The organism is Belnapia moabensis DSM 16746 (assembly GCF_000745835.1).
GTDB classification, from domain to species: Bacteria; Pseudomonadota; Alphaproteobacteria; order Acetobacterales; family Acetobacteraceae; genus Belnapia; species Belnapia moabensis.
Genome location: NZ_JQKB01000053.1, coordinates 1 through 16,373 on the forward strand (window position 1 = coordinate 1; position 16,373 = coordinate 16,373).

At 71.9% G+C, this 16,373-nt stretch carries 16 protein-coding genes and 1 tRNA gene; 3 read left to right on the forward strand and 14 right to left on the reverse strand.

Annotation, left to right across the window (positions count from 1 at the left end):
• Position 1: 1 nt before the first annotated feature.
• Positions 2-733, reverse strand: a complete 732-nt coding sequence (locus tag EP26_RS22370) for an ABC transporter ATP-binding protein (protein WP_043340067.1) — start codon at positions 731-733, stop codon at positions 2-4.
• A 2-nt stretch (positions 734-735) separates the two neighbouring features.
• Complete coding sequence (locus tag EP26_RS22375) at positions 736-1,581, reverse strand: ABC transporter permease (RefSeq protein ID WP_043342058.1); 846 nt, start codon at positions 1,579-1,581, stop codon at positions 736-738.
• Positions 1,582-1,660: 79 nt separating this feature from the next.
• Between EP26_RS22375 and EP26_RS22380 the strand changes: the two genes are divergently transcribed.
• Positions 1,661-1,737: transfer RNA gene (locus EP26_RS22380), tRNA-Met, on the forward strand.
• A 12-nt stretch (positions 1,738-1,749) separates the two neighbouring features.
• Here the strand turns inward: EP26_RS22380 and EP26_RS22385 are convergent.
• From EP26_RS22385 to ptsP, 3 genes are all read right to left on the reverse strand, one after another.
• Positions 1,750-3,441: a PTS fructose transporter subunit IIC gene (locus EP26_RS22385; protein WP_043342059.1), complete on the reverse strand. Its 1,692-nt coding sequence runs from the start codon at positions 3,439-3,441 to the stop codon at positions 1,750-1,752.
• A 188-nt stretch (positions 3,442-3,629) separates the two neighbouring features.
• Complete coding sequence (locus EP26_RS22390) at positions 3,630-4,580, reverse strand: 1-phosphofructokinase family hexose kinase (protein WP_043342060.1); 951 nt, start codon at positions 4,578-4,580, stop codon at positions 3,630-3,632.
• Positions 4,580-7,114, reverse strand: a complete 2,535-nt coding sequence (gene ptsP / locus EP26_RS22395; protein WP_052389533.1) for a phosphoenolpyruvate--protein phosphotransferase — start codon at positions 7,112-7,114, stop codon at positions 4,580-4,582. Before ptsP ends, EP26_RS22390 begins: the two co-directional genes overlap by 1 nt.
• Positions 7,115-7,267: 153 nt before the next feature.
• On the opposite strand from ptsP, the gene EP26_RS22400 reads away from it, so the two are divergent.
• The gene (locus EP26_RS22400; protein WP_043342061.1) at positions 7,268-8,299 is read left to right on the forward strand and encodes a LacI family DNA-binding transcriptional regulator; all 1,032 of its coding nucleotides are present in this window, start codon (positions 7,268-7,270) and stop codon (positions 8,297-8,299) included.
• Here EP26_RS22400 and EP26_RS22405 read toward each other — a convergent pair.
• From EP26_RS22405 to argH, 5 genes are all read right to left on the reverse strand, one after another.
• Entirely contained in the window at positions 8,254-8,562 is a 309-nt protein-coding gene (locus tag EP26_RS22405) for a non-heme iron oxygenase ferredoxin subunit (RefSeq protein ID WP_043342062.1), read from the reverse strand. The genes EP26_RS22400 and EP26_RS22405 overlap by 46 nt on opposite strands.
• Positions 8,563-8,568: 6 nt before the next feature.
• Positions 8,569-8,982, reverse strand: a complete 414-nt coding sequence (locus tag EP26_RS22410; protein WP_043342063.1) for a Rieske (2Fe-2S) protein — start codon at positions 8,980-8,982, stop codon at positions 8,569-8,571.
• 42 nt (positions 8,983-9,024) lie between these two features.
• On the reverse strand, positions 9,025-9,903 hold the full coding sequence (locus EP26_RS22415) for an MBL fold metallo-hydrolase (protein WP_052389534.1): 879 nt from the start codon (positions 9,901-9,903) through the stop codon (positions 9,025-9,027).
• Between the two features lie 356 nt (positions 9,904-10,259).
• Positions 10,260-10,451: a hypothetical protein gene (locus tag EP26_RS22420; RefSeq protein ID WP_157033683.1), complete on the reverse strand. Its 192-nt coding sequence runs from the start codon at positions 10,449-10,451 to the stop codon at positions 10,260-10,262.
• Positions 10,448-11,830, reverse strand: coding sequence for an argininosuccinate lyase (gene argH, locus EP26_RS22425; protein ID WP_342669124.1), 1,383 nt, complete (start codon positions 11,828-11,830; stop codon positions 10,448-10,450). Before argH ends, EP26_RS22420 begins: the two co-directional genes overlap by 4 nt.
• 1 nt (position 11,831) lies before the next feature.
• Here argH and EP26_RS22430 point away from each other — a divergent pair, with 1 nt between their 5' ends.
• Positions 11,832-12,407 (forward strand): TlpA family protein disulfide reductase, encoded by a 576-nt coding sequence (locus tag EP26_RS22430; protein WP_245624475.1) that lies wholly within the window; start codon positions 11,832-11,834, stop codon positions 12,405-12,407.
• On the opposite strand, the gene EP26_RS22435 is transcribed toward EP26_RS22430, so the two are convergent.
• From EP26_RS22435 to EP26_RS22450, 4 genes are read right to left on the reverse strand one after another with little or no spacing between them, the layout of a single operon-like run.
• Complete coding sequence (locus EP26_RS22435; protein WP_043342065.1) at positions 12,404-13,378, reverse strand: Bug family tripartite tricarboxylate transporter substrate binding protein; 975 nt, start codon at positions 13,376-13,378, stop codon at positions 12,404-12,406. The two genes, EP26_RS22430 and EP26_RS22435, sit on opposite strands and share 4 nt — an antisense overlap.
• A gap of 31 nt (positions 13,379-13,409) precedes the next feature.
• Entirely contained in the window at positions 13,410-14,150 is a 741-nt protein-coding gene (locus EP26_RS22440) for a hypothetical protein (protein WP_043342066.1), read from the reverse strand.
• A complete protein-coding gene (locus tag EP26_RS22445) occupies positions 14,147-15,232 on the reverse strand; it encodes a malate/lactate/ureidoglycolate dehydrogenase (protein WP_052389536.1) in 1,086 nt (361 codons plus the stop codon). The genes EP26_RS22440 and EP26_RS22445 overlap by 4 nt, the downstream gene beginning before the upstream one ends.
• Positions 15,233-15,264: 32 nt before the next feature.
• Positions 15,265-16,368 (reverse strand): ABC transporter ATP-binding protein, encoded by a 1,104-nt coding sequence (locus EP26_RS22450; protein WP_043342067.1) that lies wholly within the window; start codon positions 16,366-16,368, stop codon positions 15,265-15,267.
• Between the last annotated feature and the right edge of the window lie 5 nt (positions 16,369-16,373).

Genomic DNA, 16,373 nt, shown 5'->3' on the forward strand with positions numbered 1-16,373 from the left:
CTCACACCTCGCCCAGCACCTCTGTGACGGCGCCATCCTGTGCGATGCGTCCGGCGTCGAGCCGGATGACGCGGGTGCACCACTCGCGGACGATGGCCATGTCGTGGGTGGCGAGCACCAGGATCTCCGCCTTGCTGACCAGCGCCTCGAGCTTGGCCCTTGCCCGCTGCATGAAGTCCGCGTCGCCCGCGAGGAACCACTCGTCCATCAGCAGCACCTCGGGGTCCATCACGGTGGCCATGGCGAAGGACAGCCGGACCGACATTCCCGCCGAGTAGGTCCTGACCGGCACGTCGAGGAACTCGGCGAGGCCCGAGAAGGCCCCCACCTCCTCGGCGAGGCTGGCGCTCTCCGCCTCGCCGAGGCCGCGGAACAGCCCGCGGAGGACGATGTTCTCCCGCCCCGTCGCATGCGGGTCCATCCCCGCCGCCGGGTCGATCAGCGCGCCCACCGAGCCCGCCACCTCCAGCCTGCCGCCGACCGGCTCATAGACCCCGGCCAGCGTCCTGAGCAGCGTCGTCTTCCCCGCCCCGTTGTGCCCGACGAGTGCCACCCGCTCGCCGGGGGCGATGCGGAAGCTCAGCTCGCGCAGCGCCGAGACCACGATGCGGCTGGCCTCGTCCTGGCGCAGCCGCAAGGGCGAGTTGGCGAGGATGCGCTTCTTCAGCGAGCGCGCGCCCAGATGGTAGAGCGGGAACTCGATGGTCACCGCCTCGGCATGAATGTGCGGCATGATCAAACCCAGAAGGCGATACGGCCGCGGAAGCGGATGAAGAAGCCGAGCGCGAGGCCGGCCGTGGCGGCGGTGAAGAGGCAGGCCGAGACCCAGACCGCCGCCGAGGCGCCGCCCTCGACCAGCGGCCCGCGCACCGTCTCCATCACCACGTAGAAGGGGTTGAGCACCAGCCACTCCGCCTTGCCCGGCCCCAGCAGCTCGGGCTTCCACAGCACCGGCGAGAGGAAGAAGGCAAGCTGCATGACGCTGCCGACGATGGGGGGGATGTCGCGGAAGCGGGCACAGAGCATGCCGAGGAACAGCGCCAGCGCGCAGGCATTGATGCCGATCAGCGCCAGCCCGGGCAGCGCCCAGAGCGCCTCCCAGCCCGGCCAGACGCCGGTGACGGCGAAGACGGCGAGGATGATGGGCAGGCTGTGGGCGGCGATGACGGCGTTGCGCCAGACGCAGCGCAGCACATGCACCGTGTAGGGCAGGGGGAGCTGGCGGATGATGCCCTCGGCGCTGGTCAGGCTGGTGCAGGCATCGCCGACGACGGCGTTGATGGTGTTCCAGGTGATCAGGCTGACGGCGATGAAGGGCAGGTAGTCGGCCAGGCTCATCTTGAACAGCGAGGAGTAGAGCAGCCCGAGCCCGACGATCATCACCGCGTTCGACAGCGTCAGCCAGAACGGCCCGAGCACCGAGCCGCGGTAGCGGTTGCGGATGTCGAGCGCCGCCAGCGCGAAGCTCAGCCGCCACCGCCGAACCCCCGTGGCAATGTCCCCCAGCGCCGCCGCACGGCGACGAGGGACGCGGGCATCGAAGATATAGGTGGTTTCGGTAACGACCGGTCGGTCCAGCATGGCGGGGCTATAGACTCTCCTCGATCCGGGCGCCACCGGGCTTGCATCCCGGCCCGAAACTCGTCATATCCCCCGCCGCGCCTGGGTAGCTCAGCTGGTTAGAGCACGGCACTCATAATGCCGGGGTCGCCGGTTCAAGTCCGGCCTCAGGTACCACCCCCTGACGCGCTACGCGGCCGCCACGGCGGGCCGCTTCACCACCCGCAGCACCAGCGCCGTCACCGCCACACCCGCGAGCAGCGCCACCACATAGCCGCCCAGATGCGACACCGCATTCGGGATCGGCAGCACGAAGACGCCGCCATGCGGCACCCGCAGCTCCGCCCCGACCGCCATGGAAATGGCCCCCGCCACCGCCGCGCCCGCGACGAGTGCCGGGATCACCCGCAGCGGGTCCTTCGCCGCGAAGGGGATCGCCCCCTCCGAGATGAAGGCAAGCCCCAGCACCCCCGCCGCCGGCGCCGCCTCCCGCTCCTCCGGCGTGAAGCGGCTGCGGAACAGGAAGGCCGCCACCGCCAGCCCGAGCGGCGGCACCATCCCCGCGACCATGGCCGCTGCCATCGGGCTGTAGACCTGGCTCGCCAGCAGCCCGGTCGAGAAGGCATAGGCCGCCTTGTTGACGGGCCCGCCCATGTCGAAGGCCATCATCCCGCCGATGAGAAGGCCGAGCACCACCGCCTGGCCCCCCTGCATCCCGCGCAGAAACTCCGTCAGCCAGGCCAGCGCCGCCGCCACCGGCCCGCCCGCCACATAGATCAGCGCGAGGCCTGTGATCAGCGCCCCCAGCACCGGCAGAATGAGCACCGGCTTCAGCCCCTCCAGCGTCCGCGGCAGCCGCAGCGCCCGGTTGAGCCAAGCGACCGAATAGCCGGCCACGAACCCCGCCACGATCCCGCCGAGGAAGCCGGCATTGAGTTGGCCCGCGATCATCCCGCCGATCATCCCCGGCGCGATCCCCGGCCGGTCGGCGATCGAATAGGCGATGTAGCCGCCGAGCGCCGGCACCATCAGGGCGAGCGCCGCCTTGCCCCCGATCTGGAACAGCGCCCCCGCCAGCGTGTCCCGGTGCGCATCGTCGAAGGCGTAGATGCCCCCCAGCGCGAAGGCCAGCGCGATCAGCAGGCCCCCTGCCACGGTGAAGGGCAGCATGAAGGACACGCCCGTCATCAGATGCTTGTAGGGCCCGCTCAGCGCCTTCTTCCCCACCTCCGGCGCCGGATCGGCGGCGGCCCCGCCCCGGACCTTCGCCTCCGCGAAGGCGCGCCGCACCAGCGCCGGCCCGTCATTGATCGCGGCCTTCGTCCCGCTGAGGAAGACCCGCTTCCCCCCGAAGCGTGACAGGTCGACCTGCGTATCGGCGGCGATCAGCACCAGATCCGCCTCGGCGATCTCGGCCGGCGTCAGCGCATTCTGCGCCCCGACCGACCCCTGGGTCTCGACGCGGATGTTGTGCCCGAGCGCCTTCGCCGCCCCCTCCAGCCCCTCGGCCGCCATGAAGGTATGGGCGATGCCGGTCGGGCAGGAGGTGATGGCGACAATGCGCCTGGCCTTCTCCTCGCCCACCGCCGCCCCGCCCCCGAGCCGCGCCAGCACGCCCTCCGGATCGGCCAGCACCTCCGCGATGCCCGCCCGGATGGCCTGCAGCCCGACCATCCCCTCCGGCGCCGCCGCATCGCCCACCAGCAGCAGCCCATCGGCCGCCGTGGAGGCGGGGAGGGGAGAGACGACGCCACGCTCCGTCCGCACCTCGACGGCCAGCTCCCGCCCGCCCTTGCGCGCCGCCTGGCGCAGCGCCTCGGCGGCCAGCATGGCCTGGACAGGGCTGTCCCCCGCCTCCACCACCGCGATCGTCCCGGACATTGCCTTCTTCTCCCTCTGGAGCGAACCCCGACCGGACCAACTCCTCCGATCGGAGCAATTCACTCGCCGAACCAACGAACTGGAGCGGCTGTCCTTCCGCGGCTTCGTCGCAGAAGGTGGTTCGAGGCCTCAGGCCTTGAGCGACAACCAGGACCCCCGCAATCCTGCGAAGCGGTTGCGTGGGGAGTTCAGCCCGCAGGCTCCGCGACGAGCGTGGCGGTGATCGCCTCCACCGCCGCCCGCCCGGGCAATTGCGCCCCCGGCATCTGCAACTTCGCGGCCGCGAAGCCGGTCGCCCGGCAGGCCAGCGCCGCCAGCCCCAGCCCGTCGGCAAGCCCGGTGGCGATGCCCGCCACCATCGCATCCCCCGCGCCCACGCTGCTGGCAGCCACCTGCAAGGCCGGCGCCCGCACCATCACCGCCTCCGTCGCGGTGACGAAGAGCGCCCCCTCGGCCCCGAGCGAGACCACCGCCAGCCGCACCCCGCGGGCCACCAGCCCGCGCGCCGCCTCCAGCAGCGCCGCCCGGTCCGCCAGCCTGCGTCCGGCCCAGCCTTCCAGCTCCTGCCGGTTCGGCTTGATGGCATGCGGCAGCACGGGTGCATCGAGCGCGGCGGCGAGCGCCGGCCCGCTGGCATCCACCACCACCCGCGCCCCCTGCTCGGTCAGCAGGCCGACAAGATCGGCATAGGTCTCCGGCACCAGCCCCGGCGGCAGGCTGCCGGCCAGCACCGCCACCGTCCCCTTGCCGACCGCCACATGCAGCGCCGCCAGCGCCTCCTCCAGCGCCGCAGGCTCCGGCTCGGTCCCCGGCAGGTTGATGTCCGTCGTCGCCCCCGTCGTCCGGTCGAGCAGCTTCACGTTGGTCCGCGTCTCGCCCGGGATGCGCACGCAGCAATCCTTGATGCCCCGCGCCGCGAAGAGCGCCCTGTAAGGGGCGTCATTCGCCTCCCCCAGCAGCCCCGTCGCGGTGACGGGCACGCCCCAATCGGCAAGGCAGGCCGCGACATTGACGCCCTTGCCAGCCGGGTGCCGCGTGGCACCGCGCGCCAGGTTGACCGCGCCCGGCCGCAGCGTCTCCAGCTCCACCGTCTGGTCGATCGCCGGATTGAGGGCGAGGGTGACGAAGGGTACGGCCATCAGGCAGCCGCCTGCGGCGCCGGCCGCGTCATCGCATCGAGTTCCGCTTCCAAGTCCCGCACCTCCGCTGCCGTGCCGCAGGCGATGGCGCGCGCCGCCAGCGCCCGCAGCGCCGGCAGGGTGGCGCCGCGCAGCACCGCCTTCACCCCCGGGATGTCGCGCGGGGTCATCGAGAGTTCCGCCACGCCAAGCCCCGTGAGCAGCGCCGCGCCGAAAGGCTCGCCCGCCAGCCCCCCGCAGACGCCGACCCAGCGCCCATACCGCTCGGCGGCCTCCACCGTCTGCGCGATCAGCCGCAGCACGGCGGGGTGAAGGCTGTCCGCCTCCGCCGCCAGCTCCGGGTTCTGCCGGTCGATGGCGAGCACATACTGGGTGAGGTCATTCGTCCCGACCGAGAAGAAATCGACATGCCGCGCCAGCGCATCGGCCTGCACCGCCGCCGCCGGCACCTCGACCATGATGCCCACCGGCACCTCCGGCGCCCCGACCTCCGCCCGGACCCGCTCGCACGCTGCCCTGAGCGCGATCACCTCCGGCACCGAGGTCACCATCGGGAACATGATCGACAGCGGCCCACCCCCCGCCGCTGCCCGGTAGAGCGCCCGCAACTGCGGCTCCATCAGATCCGGCCGCCGCAGCAGCAGCCGCGCCCCGCGCACGCCGAGGAAGGGATTCGCCTCTACCGGCAGCCGCAGATGCGGCACCTGCTTGTCCCCGCCGATATCGAGCGCGCGGACGATCAGCCGCCGCCCGCCCAGCGCCTCCAGCATGGCCCGATAGGTGGCGTACTGGTCCTCCTCCCCCGGCGTATCGCCCCGCTCGAGGAAGAGGAATTCCGTGCGCATCAGCCCCACCCCCTCCGCCCCCTGGGCGAGGGCGAAACCCGCCTGGTCCGGCAGATTGATATTCGCCGCCACCTCGACCCGATGCCCGTCCCGGGTGGCGGCCGGCTCCGCCCGCTGCGCCGCCTCCCGCGCCCGCTGTTCCCGCTGCGCGGCGAGGAAGGCCCGCGCCGACGCAAGATCGGCCTCCCCCGGCGCCAGATGCAGCCGCCCGCTGGCGCCATCCAGCACCGCCTCCGTCCCCGACGCGACCTCCAGCAATCCCGCCCCGCCCGCGACCAGCGCCGGCAGCCCCAGCGTGCGGGCCAGGATCGCCGTATGCGAGGTCGGCCCGCCCGTCGCCGTCGCCAGCCCGATCACCCGGCTCGGGTCGAGCCCCGCCGTATCGGACGGCGCCAGGTCCTCCGCGACGAGGATCACCGGCCCTTCCGGCAACTCCTGCAGCGAGCCGCCGACGAGCGAGGGGTCGATCTGCCCCAGCACCCGCCGCCCGACATCCCGCAGATCCGCCGCCCGCCCCGCCAGCACCGGGTTGCCGAGCGCGGCGAGGCCCGAAGCCACCCGCTCCACGGCCCGATGCCAGGACCAGGCAAGCCCATGCCCCTCGACCATGAGCTGGCAGGTCGTGGTGATGAGGTCCGGGTCCTCCAGCAGCCCCGCATGGGCACGGAAGATCGCCGCCTCGCCCGGCCCCAGCCGCCGCGCCGTATCGTCCTCCAGCGCCTTCAGCTGCGCCCGCGTGACGCGGATCGCCTCCTCCAGCCGCGCCCCGCCCTCGGCCAGCGGCAGCGGCGCATCCGGGATGGCGGCCTCCGCGTTGGCCAGGACATGGATGCGCCCGATCGCCAGCCCCGGGCTCGCCCCGATGCCCGCCAGCGAGACCAGCGCCCCGGCCGGCTCCCACCCCCGCGCCGGCGCCGCGGCCCGCCTGGCCGCCTGCGCCGCATCCGCCTTCTCCTGCGCGCTGAGCCCGGTGATCGCCGCCCGCATGCTTGCCAGCGCCGCCGGCGTCTCCGCCGAGACGGTGACGCCATCCCCCGCCTTCAGCCCCAGTTGCAGCAGCCCGACCAGCGCCGCCGCATCCGCTCCCTGCTCGCCATGCCGGACCCGCACCCGCCCCCCGGCCGCGCGGGCAGCCTCTACCCAGCGCGTCGCCGGCCGCGCATGCAGCCCCGCCGGATAATCGACCACCCACTCCCACCGCTCCGCGAGATCGCCGGCCGGCGCCCCCGCCGCCACGGCCCCCGGCTCGGCCGAGAGCGCCGCGATGATCGCCTCGGCATCCTCCGTGGTGAACAGCGCCCGCAGCCGCGCCGGCTCGTTCAGCAGCCGCGTCAGCCGGCGAAGAATGGCGATGTGCTCATCCGACGCCGCCGCGATGCCGATGACCAGATGCGCCACCTGCCCCGGATTCCACTCGATCCCCTCCCGCACCTGCAGGATGGCGAGCCCGTTCCGCCGCACCAGCCCGCGGTCCTCCCCCATGCCATGCGGAATGGCGACGCCATGCCCGAGGAAGGTGTTCGCCGCCCCCTCCCGCCTCGCCATGCTCCCGGCATAAGCCGGGTCTACGCAGCCCGCCGCGGCCAGCAGCTGCCCCGCCTCGGCAATGGCCGCCGCCTTGTCGGCCGGCCTCGCATCGAGGCGCACCAGGTCGCGGCTGATCGGCATGGAGGGCGCGGCTATGGCCATGGGGGACGTTCCTGCCTTGCGTCGTTGATTTGAATGAAATCGTTCTCACTCGGCTTGTCAAAGAAAATTCTCACCATTCCGGCACATCCCCGTTGCAGTCCAACCGACTGAGCCGCAAGCTGCCACGGAATTTGGTGAAACCGATTGCAGCGCATGACCACCAGCATCAAGGATGTCGCCCGCGCCGCCGGCGTCTCGCCCGCCACGGTTTCCCGCGCCCTCGGCAAGGGACCGATCAGCGAGGCCCTCCGCGCCCAGGTGCTGGAAGCCGTCCGCGCCACCGGCTACCGCCCCAACCTCGCCGCCCGCCGCCTCCGCTCGCAGGAGAGCGGCACCATCGGCCTGATCCTCGCCGATATCGGCAACCCCTTCTTCACCGGCGTCGCCCGCGCCGTCGAGGCCGCCGCCTATGAAGCCGGCCTCCGCGTCCTGCTCTGCAACACCGACGAGGATCCCGCCCGCGAAGCCGCCTACCTCGCCCTGATGCAGGAGGAGCGCGTGACGGGCCTCATCCTCGCTCCTACCCGCGCCACGGCGGAGCGCCTCGCCGACGCCGCCCCCGCCATGCCCGTGGTGCTGATCGACCGCCCCGGCCCGCCCGGCCTCTTCGATTCCGTCCTGCTCGACAATGCCGGCGCCAGCGCCACCCTCGTCGACCACCTGGCGGCGCAAGGCTACCGCCGCATCGCCGGCCTGTTCGGCCAGACCAGCGGCACCGGCATCGAGCGTGCCGAAGGCTACCGCGCCGCCATGGCCCGGCACGGCCTCACGCCCGCGCTCCGCTTCGTCCTCCCCCAGGCCGAGGCCGCCGAAGCCGGCCTCGCCGCCCTCTGCCAGGAAGGCCGACCCGAGGCGATGATCGCCAGCAACTCCCTCCTGCTGATGGGCCTGCTGCGCTCGGCCCGCGCCGCCCGCTTCCGCATCCCCGCCGACCTGGCGCTGGCCGGCTTCGACAACGAGCCCTGGACCGGCCTGGTCGAGCCCGGCATCACGGTCATCGAGCAGCCGCTCGAGGCCATCGGCCGCCAGGCCATGGCGCTCCTCCTCGAGCGCCTGCGCACCCCATCCGCGCCGGTCCGCAAGGTGATGCTCAGCGGCCGCGCGATCCTGCGCGGCTCCACGGCATCAGCGCGGGCGCCTCACAACTCGACGAAGACCCCGCCGCCCTCGACCTTCACCTTGTAGGTGGCGACCGGCACCTCCGCCGGCTCGTTCAGCGCCGCCCCGGTGCGGATGTCGAAGCAGGCCTGGTGCAACGGGCATTCCAGCTTGCCCTCCTCGCAGTAGCCGTCCGACAGCAGCGCATACTCATGCGTGCAGATGTCGTTGAGCGCGAAGATGCCGTCCTCCAGCCGCACCACGGCGATGCAGGTATCGCCGATGCGCACCGGCAGCGGCATGTTCTCGGCCAGGTCGCCCTCCTCGGCGACGCGGTGCCATTCGGCCATGAGCGGTCAGACCTCCACCAGGATGTATTCGCCATCGACCGAGACGGGGAAGGTCTCGGCGACGAAGGGCCCCTTCGCCAGCGCCTCGCCCGGCTCGACGCTGACGGCATAGGTGCGGGCGCGGATGCTCTCCGGGTCGCAATAGCTCTGGCCGGTGCGGATGTCGAACTCCCAGCCATGCCAGGAGCAGGCGAGCATTTCCTGCGGCCGCGAGTATTCGTACCGCCCCGGCTCGGATGAGCGGACGAGTCCCGTCAGCCGCCCGGCGCACAGGCTGCCCCCCTCATGCGGGCAGCGGTCGGTGAGGGCGAAATACTCCCCCGCCACATGGAACAGCGCGATGCGCCGCCCGCGCACTTCCACCAGCTTGCGCCCGCCCGGCGGAATCTCGCCCACCGCGGCGACGACATGCCGCGCCATGCCCGTCCTCCCCTTATGCGTCCGAAGGGAAGGCTAGCCCGCTCATGCCGCGCTCGCCATCCGCTCAGCCTCGGCGGCGGGCGCATTGCCCTGCCACACCGACATGGCGACGAACTCCACTGGATCATGCGTGCAGAAGACGGCGAGCGAGGCATCCGGCTCCTCCAGCAGCCGCCGCAGCCTGCCCTGGTTGGCCCAGGCGAGCCGCGCATCCCAGGCCATCGCCCGCTCATAGGCGGCGCTGCCCGCCGGGCAGCCGGGCAGGGGGGAATGAACCTCCGCCCGGTTGAAATAGCTGTCGCCCGCATGCAGCATCCAGCCGCGCGGCCCCTCGATGGCGACGCCGGCATGGCCCGCGCTATGGCCGGGCAGCGGCACCATCAGGATCTCCGGCGGCAGCCCCTCCAGCTCCGTCACCGCGTCGAAGCCGAACCAGCGCCCGGAGGTGCGGTCGGAATAGGTCCGCCACCGCGCCGTATCGCCCCATTGCCCCGGCCGGTACCGCACCCGGTCGAGCAGGGTCCGCCGCGCCCGCGCCGCCTTCGCCTCCGGCGCCATCACATGCACCGCGGCATGCGGGAAGTCGATCAGCCCGCCCGCATGGTCGAAGTCGAGATGCGTCATGACGATGTGCCGCACGTCGCGCGGCGAATGGCCGAGCCGGCGCAGATGCCGCAGCATGGTCCGGTCCGGGTCGAGGCGGAAGCGCAGCAGCGCGGCATTGACGGCCGGCAGCCGGGCCCAGGGCCGCATCACGTCGCGCAGGCCGAGGCCGGTATCGACCAGCACCAGCCCGTCCCGGTCGGTCTCGATCGCCAGGCAATGGCAGCTCAGCCGGCCGACCGCGCCCGGGCTGACGCCGTCCATGAGGGCGCCGCCAAAGGGTCGCGCCGGGCCGCAATCGAGGTGGTGGATGCGCATGCCGTGTCCTCCTGCGCGGAGGAACGGCAGGGGGGCCGCGCGGGTTGCCCGCTCCTCGGTCTCGCTTGCCATCGGCTGAGAGTTACGATATAGGAAGTTTCGCCCAGGCTCCGCCGCGCCTGCGGCACAATCCTGCTCCCGTCGCCCTCATGGCCAAGCCTGGCCCAGCCATCGTCCGGTCGTGCGGATTCGATGGACTGGAGTTTCGCCGGTCGAACCCGCGCACCCCTCTAAACCCTTGAAATCCTAAAAATCCGCACCCTGCCCAAGCCAAATCAATGGCTTGGCGATCGCCTACTTAAATTATTGAAGCCTTCTTGCCCCGAACAATCCTGCCATCCGAGATGACCGGAAGCCTAGCGCGCTCCCGGCACCCGTGGCGCGCCCTCCATTGGCACCGCCCCGGGCGGCAGCGGCAGCGGGTCCGGCCTCGGATAGGCCCGCGGATAGATGATCTCCTCCTTCGGCCCCGGCATCCGCGGCGGCCCGGCCCGTCCGCAGCCGACAAGCGGCACCAGGGCCAGCAGGGCGAGCAGCAGCCGCATCACGCCAGCCGCTCCCGCCACTCGGTCGCCATGCGCCGCACATTCTCCGGCGCCGTGCCGCCGAAGCAGGCGCGCGAGGCGACCGAGGCCTCCACCGTCAGCACGCCGAAGACGCCCTCGGTGATGCGCGGCTCGACGGCCTGCATCTCGGCCAGCGTCAGCCCGTCGAGGCCTGAGCCCTTCGCCTCCGCCTTGGCAACCAGCCGCCCCGTGACATGGTGCGCATCGCGGAAGGGCATCTTCAGCTCGCGCACCAGCCAGTCGGCGAGGTCGGTCGCGGTGGAGAAGCCCGCGCCCGCCGCCTCGCGCAGCCGCGCCGCATCCGGCTTCATGTCGCGCACCATCCCGGCGGTCGCCGCGAGGCAGAGCGTCATCGTCTCGGCCGCGTCGAAGATGCCCTCCTTGTCCTCCTGCATGTCCTTGCCATAGGTCATCGGCAGGCCCTTCAGCACGGTCAGCATGCCGATGAGCGCCCCCATCACCCGCCCGGTCTTGCCGCGCACCAGCTCGGCGGCATCCGGGTTGCGCTTCTGCGGCATGATGGAGGAGCCGGTGGTGAAGGCGTCCGACAGCTTGACGAAGCCGAAATAGGGGTTTGTCCAGATCACCACCTCCTCCGCGAAGCGGCTGAGATGCGTCGCGCACATCGCGCAGGCAAAGAGGAATTCCGCGGCGAAGTCGCGGCTGGCGACGGCATCCAGGCTGTTCCGCATCGGCCCATCGAAGCCGAGCGCCTCCGCCGTCATGTGCCGGTCGATGGGGAAGCCCGTGCCGCAAAGCGCCGCCGCGCCGAGCGGGTTTTCGTTCAGCCGCGTCCGGCAATCGAGCAGCCGCCCGCGGTCGCGCGACAGCATCTCGACATAGGCGAGCATATGGTGGCCGAAGGTCGTCGGCTGCGCCGGCTGCAAATGGGTGAAGCCCGGCATCACCGTCGCCGCCTGCGCCTCCGCCTGCTCGACCAGCGCCCGCATCACATCCTCGATCTGCCCGGCCAGCCCGTCGATGGCGTCGCGCACCCAGAGCCGGACATCGAGCGCCACCTGGTCGTTCCGGCTGCGCCCAGTGTGCAGGCGCTTGCCGGCCTCGCCGATGGCCTCGGTCAGCCGCGCCTCGATATTCATGTGGATGTCCTCGAGCGCTTCGTCCCAGGGGAAGTCCCCGGTCTCGATCCGCGCTGCGATCGCCTCCAGCCCCTGCCGGATCGCGGCCTCATCCTCACTTGAGATGATCCCGACCCGCGACAACATGGCGGCATGGGCGAGGCTGCCCCGGATGTCCTGCCGCCACATCTTGCGGTCGAAGCCGATCGAGGCGTTGATCGCCTGCATGATGGCGGAGGGACCGGCGGCGAAGCGGCCGCCCCATTGGGAGTTACTGGACACGATGGCTGCGCTTTCCGGACTGCGTGCGACCCGCCGGACGATGGCCCTGGCGGCGGCCGGGACCCTAGCGGGCGCCGCCCTCGGGCGCAAAGCCCTGGCCGCGAAGCTGGCCGAATCCGCGCCGAAGCCGCTGCCGGAGTTCAGCTTCACCGATGCCGATGGCAAGCCGCACACCGTCGCCGACTTCGCCGGCAAGGGGCTGCTGATCAATCTCTGGGCCACCTGGTGCCCGCCCTGCGTCGCCGAGATGCCGGCGCTCGACCGCGCCCAGGCGGCGCTGGCGGCGGAAGGCATCGTGATCCTCGCCCTCTCCTCCGACCGCGGCGGCCGCGCGATGGTCGAGCCCTTCTACCGCGACAAGGGCATCCGCCAGCTCGGCCTCTGGCTCGACCCGCGCGGCGCGGCGAGCCGGGCCCTCGGCGCCCGCGGCCTGCCGACGACGCTGGTGGTGGACCGCGAGGGCCGCGAGCGGGCGCGGGCGGAAGGCGACCAGCCCTGGGACTCGCCCGAGATGCTGGCCGCGATCCGCCGCCTCGTCGGCCCGCCCCTGGCAACGCCGGACCAGGGGCGGACCTAGGGCTCCAGCTTCACCCCGGTCCGCTCGACCACGGTGCGGAACTTGGCGACTTCCCGCACGAGGAAGGCCCGTGCATCGGCCGGGGCATTGGGCGCCGTCCAGGCATCGACGCCCGCCGTCAGCAGCCGCTGCTGCAAGGCCGGCTCGGCCAAAGAGGCGACCAGCGCCCGGTTCAGCGCCGCCTGCACCTGCGCCGGCATGTTGGGCGGGCCGAGGAGGATGTTCCAGGTGGCGATGTCGTAGCCGGGCACGCCGGCCTCGGCGAGCGTCGGCAGGTCGGGGAAGGAGGGGAAGCGCCGGTTGCCCGTCACCGCGATGCCGCGGACCATCCCGTCCCGCACCTGCTGCGCGGCCGAGGCCAGCACGGCGATGCCGAACTGCCCTTCGCCCTGGAAGATCGCCGTCAGCATCTGCCCGCCGCTGCGATAGGGGATGTGGACGAAGCGGGTCTTGAGGTCGAGCGCCAGCATCTCGGGTGCCAGATGCACGATCGTGCCGACGCCGGAGGTGGCATAGGTGATGCTCTCGGGCGGGGCGGCGCGCAGCCGGGCCAGCACCTCCGGCGCGGTGGTGGCGGGGAAGTCCTTGTTGACGATCATCAGCAGCGGCGCGGTGCCGATGACGCCGAGATGCGAGAAGTCCGCCACCGGGTCGTAGCGCGTGCCGCCCACCAGCGCCGCCGGGGCGATGGCGTGGGAGGAACTCTCGACCAGCATGATGGTGTGCCCATCAGGCGCCTGCCGCCGCAACCAGTCGCTGGCGACGATGCCCGCGGCGCCCGGCCGGTTCTCCACCACCACCCGCGCCTCCGGCCCGAGATTGGCGGCGAGCCGGTCCGCCAGCAGCCGCGCGGCGATATCGGTGGAGCCGCCCGGTGCATAGCCGGTGGCGAGGGTGATCGGCCGGTCGGGGAAGGCCGCCGCCGGCAGGGCAGCCAGCAGGAGCGGCAGGGCAAGCAGCAGGCGGCGCATTATGGTTGTTCCTCCCCGGTTGGTCCTGACTTCAGCGATCCGGCGGCGTCCGGCCGTTGACCCGCCCCATCAGCCCGAGATCGATCGCTATGCGATAGACCGTGGCGGCGAAGCCCGGGCTGCCGGCCAACGCCGCGAGCCGCAGCCGCGCCGCCGGCTCCGCCACCAGCCGCTCCAGCGCCGGCCCGTCATCGGGCAGGGGGAGGGCAGGGATGACCGGCCCACGCTGCGGCGGCGTGCCAAGCAGCAGCCGCTCCACCGCGCGGCTGTCGAGTGAGACGACGGCACCGCAGGTCATCGGCAGATCCTCGTCTGGCCGGGCGATCCGGGCGCCGACCAGCGCCCCCGGCGCCCGGTCGCGGTCGAGGAAACGGTCCCAGATCACCAGGGGCTCGCCACCGGGGAAGCTCTCGGCGCGGACGCCGCCTTCCGGGTTGGGGCCGAGGATACGCCAGAGGCCAAAGGACGCCGCCATCAGCGCCTCCAGCATCCTATGCTCCTCGCTGCCGGGCGGCGCTTCCTCAGCGCGTGCCTGCCGCTCGATGGCGCGGCTGTGCTCACCGAGCGGATCGAGCACGCCGAGGTCGAAGACCACGGCGAGCTGCATCGGGTCCGCCGGCACCACCTGCTTACCGTCCCAGAGCGAGAGGGCGCGCGCCTGCTGCGCCAGGCTCGCCAGCGGGATGCGCTTCGAGGCGTCCGTCAGGATGCGCCGGCGGATGGCCGCATAGCGGCCATAGCGCGCGGCGGCGGTCAGCGCGTCGTCGCTCAACTCGGGACGGTCACGCCGAGCTTGCGGGCGCAGCCGACGATGCCGGCCCAGGTATCCGGCTGCAGCGGCACGCCGTTCGCCAGGCGCTCCGCCTTCAGCCGCGCCTCGGTCTCGCCGGGCGCCAGCACCTCGCCGCCGGGCTTCGACGGCCGGCAGGACTTCACCCAGGTGACGTAGTCCTCCGCCGCCTGCTTGAAGGCAGCCTCGGTGCCGAAATGCCGCGGCGAGATGTAGATCGAGAGCATGCCATTGGCGATCCGCCCGCGCGCATCGATCGGGCCGGAGCAGCCGCCGCCGGTGAAGGCGCCCGCCAGCAGCTCGCACATGAAGGCAAGGCCCGAGCCCTTGTGCTCGCCGAAGGCGCGGATGGCGCCGAGCCCGTTGGCCGGGTTGCGCGGCCCGACTTGGTCATACTCGCCATAAAGCGTGTGCGGGTCGCCCGAGAGGCGCCCGTCGGGCTCGATCAGCGCGTCGGGCGGCAGCGGCTTGCCGCCATTGGAGGCGACGAGGACCTTGCCCTCGGCGACATGCGAAGTGGCGAAGTCGAGCACGACGGGCGGGTCGGTCGGCACGCCGACGCTGAAGGGCGCGGTCGAGAAGCGCCGCTCCGTCCCGCCGAAGGGGGCGACCAGCACGCTGCCGGCCACATTGACGAAATGGATGGAGATCAGCCCGGCGGCGAGCGCCTGCTCCGCATAGGCGCCGATGCGGCCGACATGCCCGGCATTGCGCAGCGCAATGATGGCCGTGCCATGCTGCTGCGCCCGCTCGATGCCCATCGCCGTCGCCTGCGGCGCGACCGTCTGGCCGAAGCCGTAATGCCCGTCGAGCAGGGCAAAGGCGCCGCCATCGGTGACGACCTCGGCCTGTTGCCCGGCGACGACATAGCCGGCCTGCTGCCACTCGACGTAGCGCGGCACCCGGGCCACGCCATGGCTGTCATGCCCGGCGAGATTGGCGCCGAGCAGGTGCTCGGCGATGCGCTCGGCCTCGGCCGCATCGCAGCCATTGGCGCGGAAGATGTTGCCGACGAGGTCAGCGAGGGGTCGGGCGCCAATCAGCACCGGTTGATAGTCTGCCATGGCCCGATCCTAATCCCTCCGCCACTCCTCGGCTACAGCACCAGATCGGTCTTCGGGTCGATCATGTGCATCTGGTCCATGTCGACCGCCATGGCGGCGGGCTTGCCCGGCGCCACCTCCACCGCCGGATCGAAGCGGGCGCAGATCTCGTGCCCCTCGACCCAGAAATGCAGCAGCGTCTCCATCCCCATCGGCTCGACCACCTCGGGCGCCGCCTCGAAATGGGCGATGTTCGGCCGGTGCTCGTTCGGGTGCGGCTCGGTCAGGTGCTCCGGGCGGATGCCGAAGAGCAGGTCGCGCCCGACATGAGGTGCGTAGCGCGCGGTGCGGGAAGCCGGCACCGGCAGCACGGCCCGGTCCGTCATGCGGACGACGAGGCCACCACTGGTCTCCTCCAGCCGGGCGGGAATGAAATTCATCGACGGGCTGCCGATGAAGCCGGCGACGAAGCGGGTCTTCGGGTGGTGGTAAAGCTCCTGCGGCGGGCCGACCTGCTCGATCTTGCCGTGGTTCATCACCACCACCCGATCGGCGAGCGTCATCGCCTCGACCTGGTCATGGGTGACGTAGACGGTGGTGGTGCGAACGGTCTGGTGGACCTTCTTGATCTCGGTCCGCATCTGTACGCGCAGCTTGGCGTCGAGGTTGGAGAGCGGCTCGTCGAACAGGAAGACCTTCGGGTCGCGCACGATGGCGCGGCCCATGGCGACGCGCTGCCGCTGGCCGCCCGAGAGCGCCTTCGGCTTGCGGTCGAGCAGCATGCCGATGTCGAGGATCCTGGCTGCATTCTCGACCCGGCGCTTGATCTCGCCCTTATCGAATTTCCGCAAGGTCAGACCGAAGGCCATGTTGTCGTAGACGGTCATGTGCGGGTAGAGCGCATAGTTCTGGAACACCATGGCGATGTCCCGGTCGCGCGGGGGCACGTCGTTGACGACCGTGCCGCCGATGTCGATCTCGCCGCCCGAGATCTCCTCGAGCCCCGCGATCATCCGCAGCGTCGTCGACTTGCCGCAGCCGGAGGGGCCGACCAGCACCACGAACTCATGGTCGGCGATGTCGAGGTCGATCCCCTTCACCGCCTGGACGCCACCCTCGTATTCCTTAACGACCTTGCGCAGATGCACCTGTGCCATGGCGC

Coding starts and splice junctions, on each gene's coding strand:
- EP26_RS22370 (WP_043340067.1), bottom strand. CDS start 733: ATGCCGCACATTCATGCCGAGGCGGTGACCATCGAGTTCCCGCTCTAC.
- EP26_RS22375 (WP_043342058.1), bottom strand. CDS start 1,581: ATGCTGGACCGACCGGTCGTTACCGAAACCACCTATATCTTCGATGCC.
- EP26_RS22385 (WP_043342059.1), bottom strand. CDS start 3,441: ATGTCCGGGACGATCGCGGTGGTGGAGGCGGGGGACAGCCCTGTCCAG.
- EP26_RS22390 (WP_043342060.1), bottom strand. CDS start 4,580: ATGGCCGTACCCTTCGTCACCCTCGCCCTCAATCCGGCGATCGACCAG.
- ptsP (WP_052389533.1), bottom strand. CDS start 7,114: ATGGCCATAGCCGCGCCCTCCATGCCGATCAGCCGCGACCTGGTGCGC.
- EP26_RS22400 (WP_043342061.1), top strand. CDS start 7,268: ATGACCACCAGCATCAAGGATGTCGCCCGCGCCGCCGGCGTCTCGCCC.
- EP26_RS22405 (WP_043342062.1), bottom strand. CDS start 8,562: ATGGCCGAATGGCACCGCGTCGCCGAGGAGGGCGACCTGGCCGAGAAC.
- EP26_RS22410 (WP_043342063.1), bottom strand. CDS start 8,982: ATGGCGCGGCATGTCGTCGCCGCGGTGGGCGAGATTCCGCCGGGCGGG.
- EP26_RS22415 (WP_052389534.1), bottom strand. CDS start 9,903: ATGCGCATCCACCACCTCGATTGCGGCCCGGCGCGACCCTTTGGCGGC.
- EP26_RS22430 (WP_245624475.1), top strand. CDS start 11,832: ATGGCTGCGCTTTCCGGACTGCGTGCGACCCGCCGGACGATGGCCCTG.
- EP26_RS22435 (WP_043342065.1), bottom strand. CDS start 13,378: ATGCGCCGCCTGCTGCTTGCCCTGCCGCTCCTGCTGGCTGCCCTGCCG.
- EP26_RS22445 (WP_052389536.1), bottom strand. CDS start 15,232: ATGGCAGACTATCAACCGGTGCTGATTGGCGCCCGACCCCTCGCTGAC.
- EP26_RS22450 (WP_043342067.1), bottom strand. CDS start 16,368: ATGGCACAGGTGCATCTGCGCAAGGTCGTTAAGGAATACGAGGGTGGC.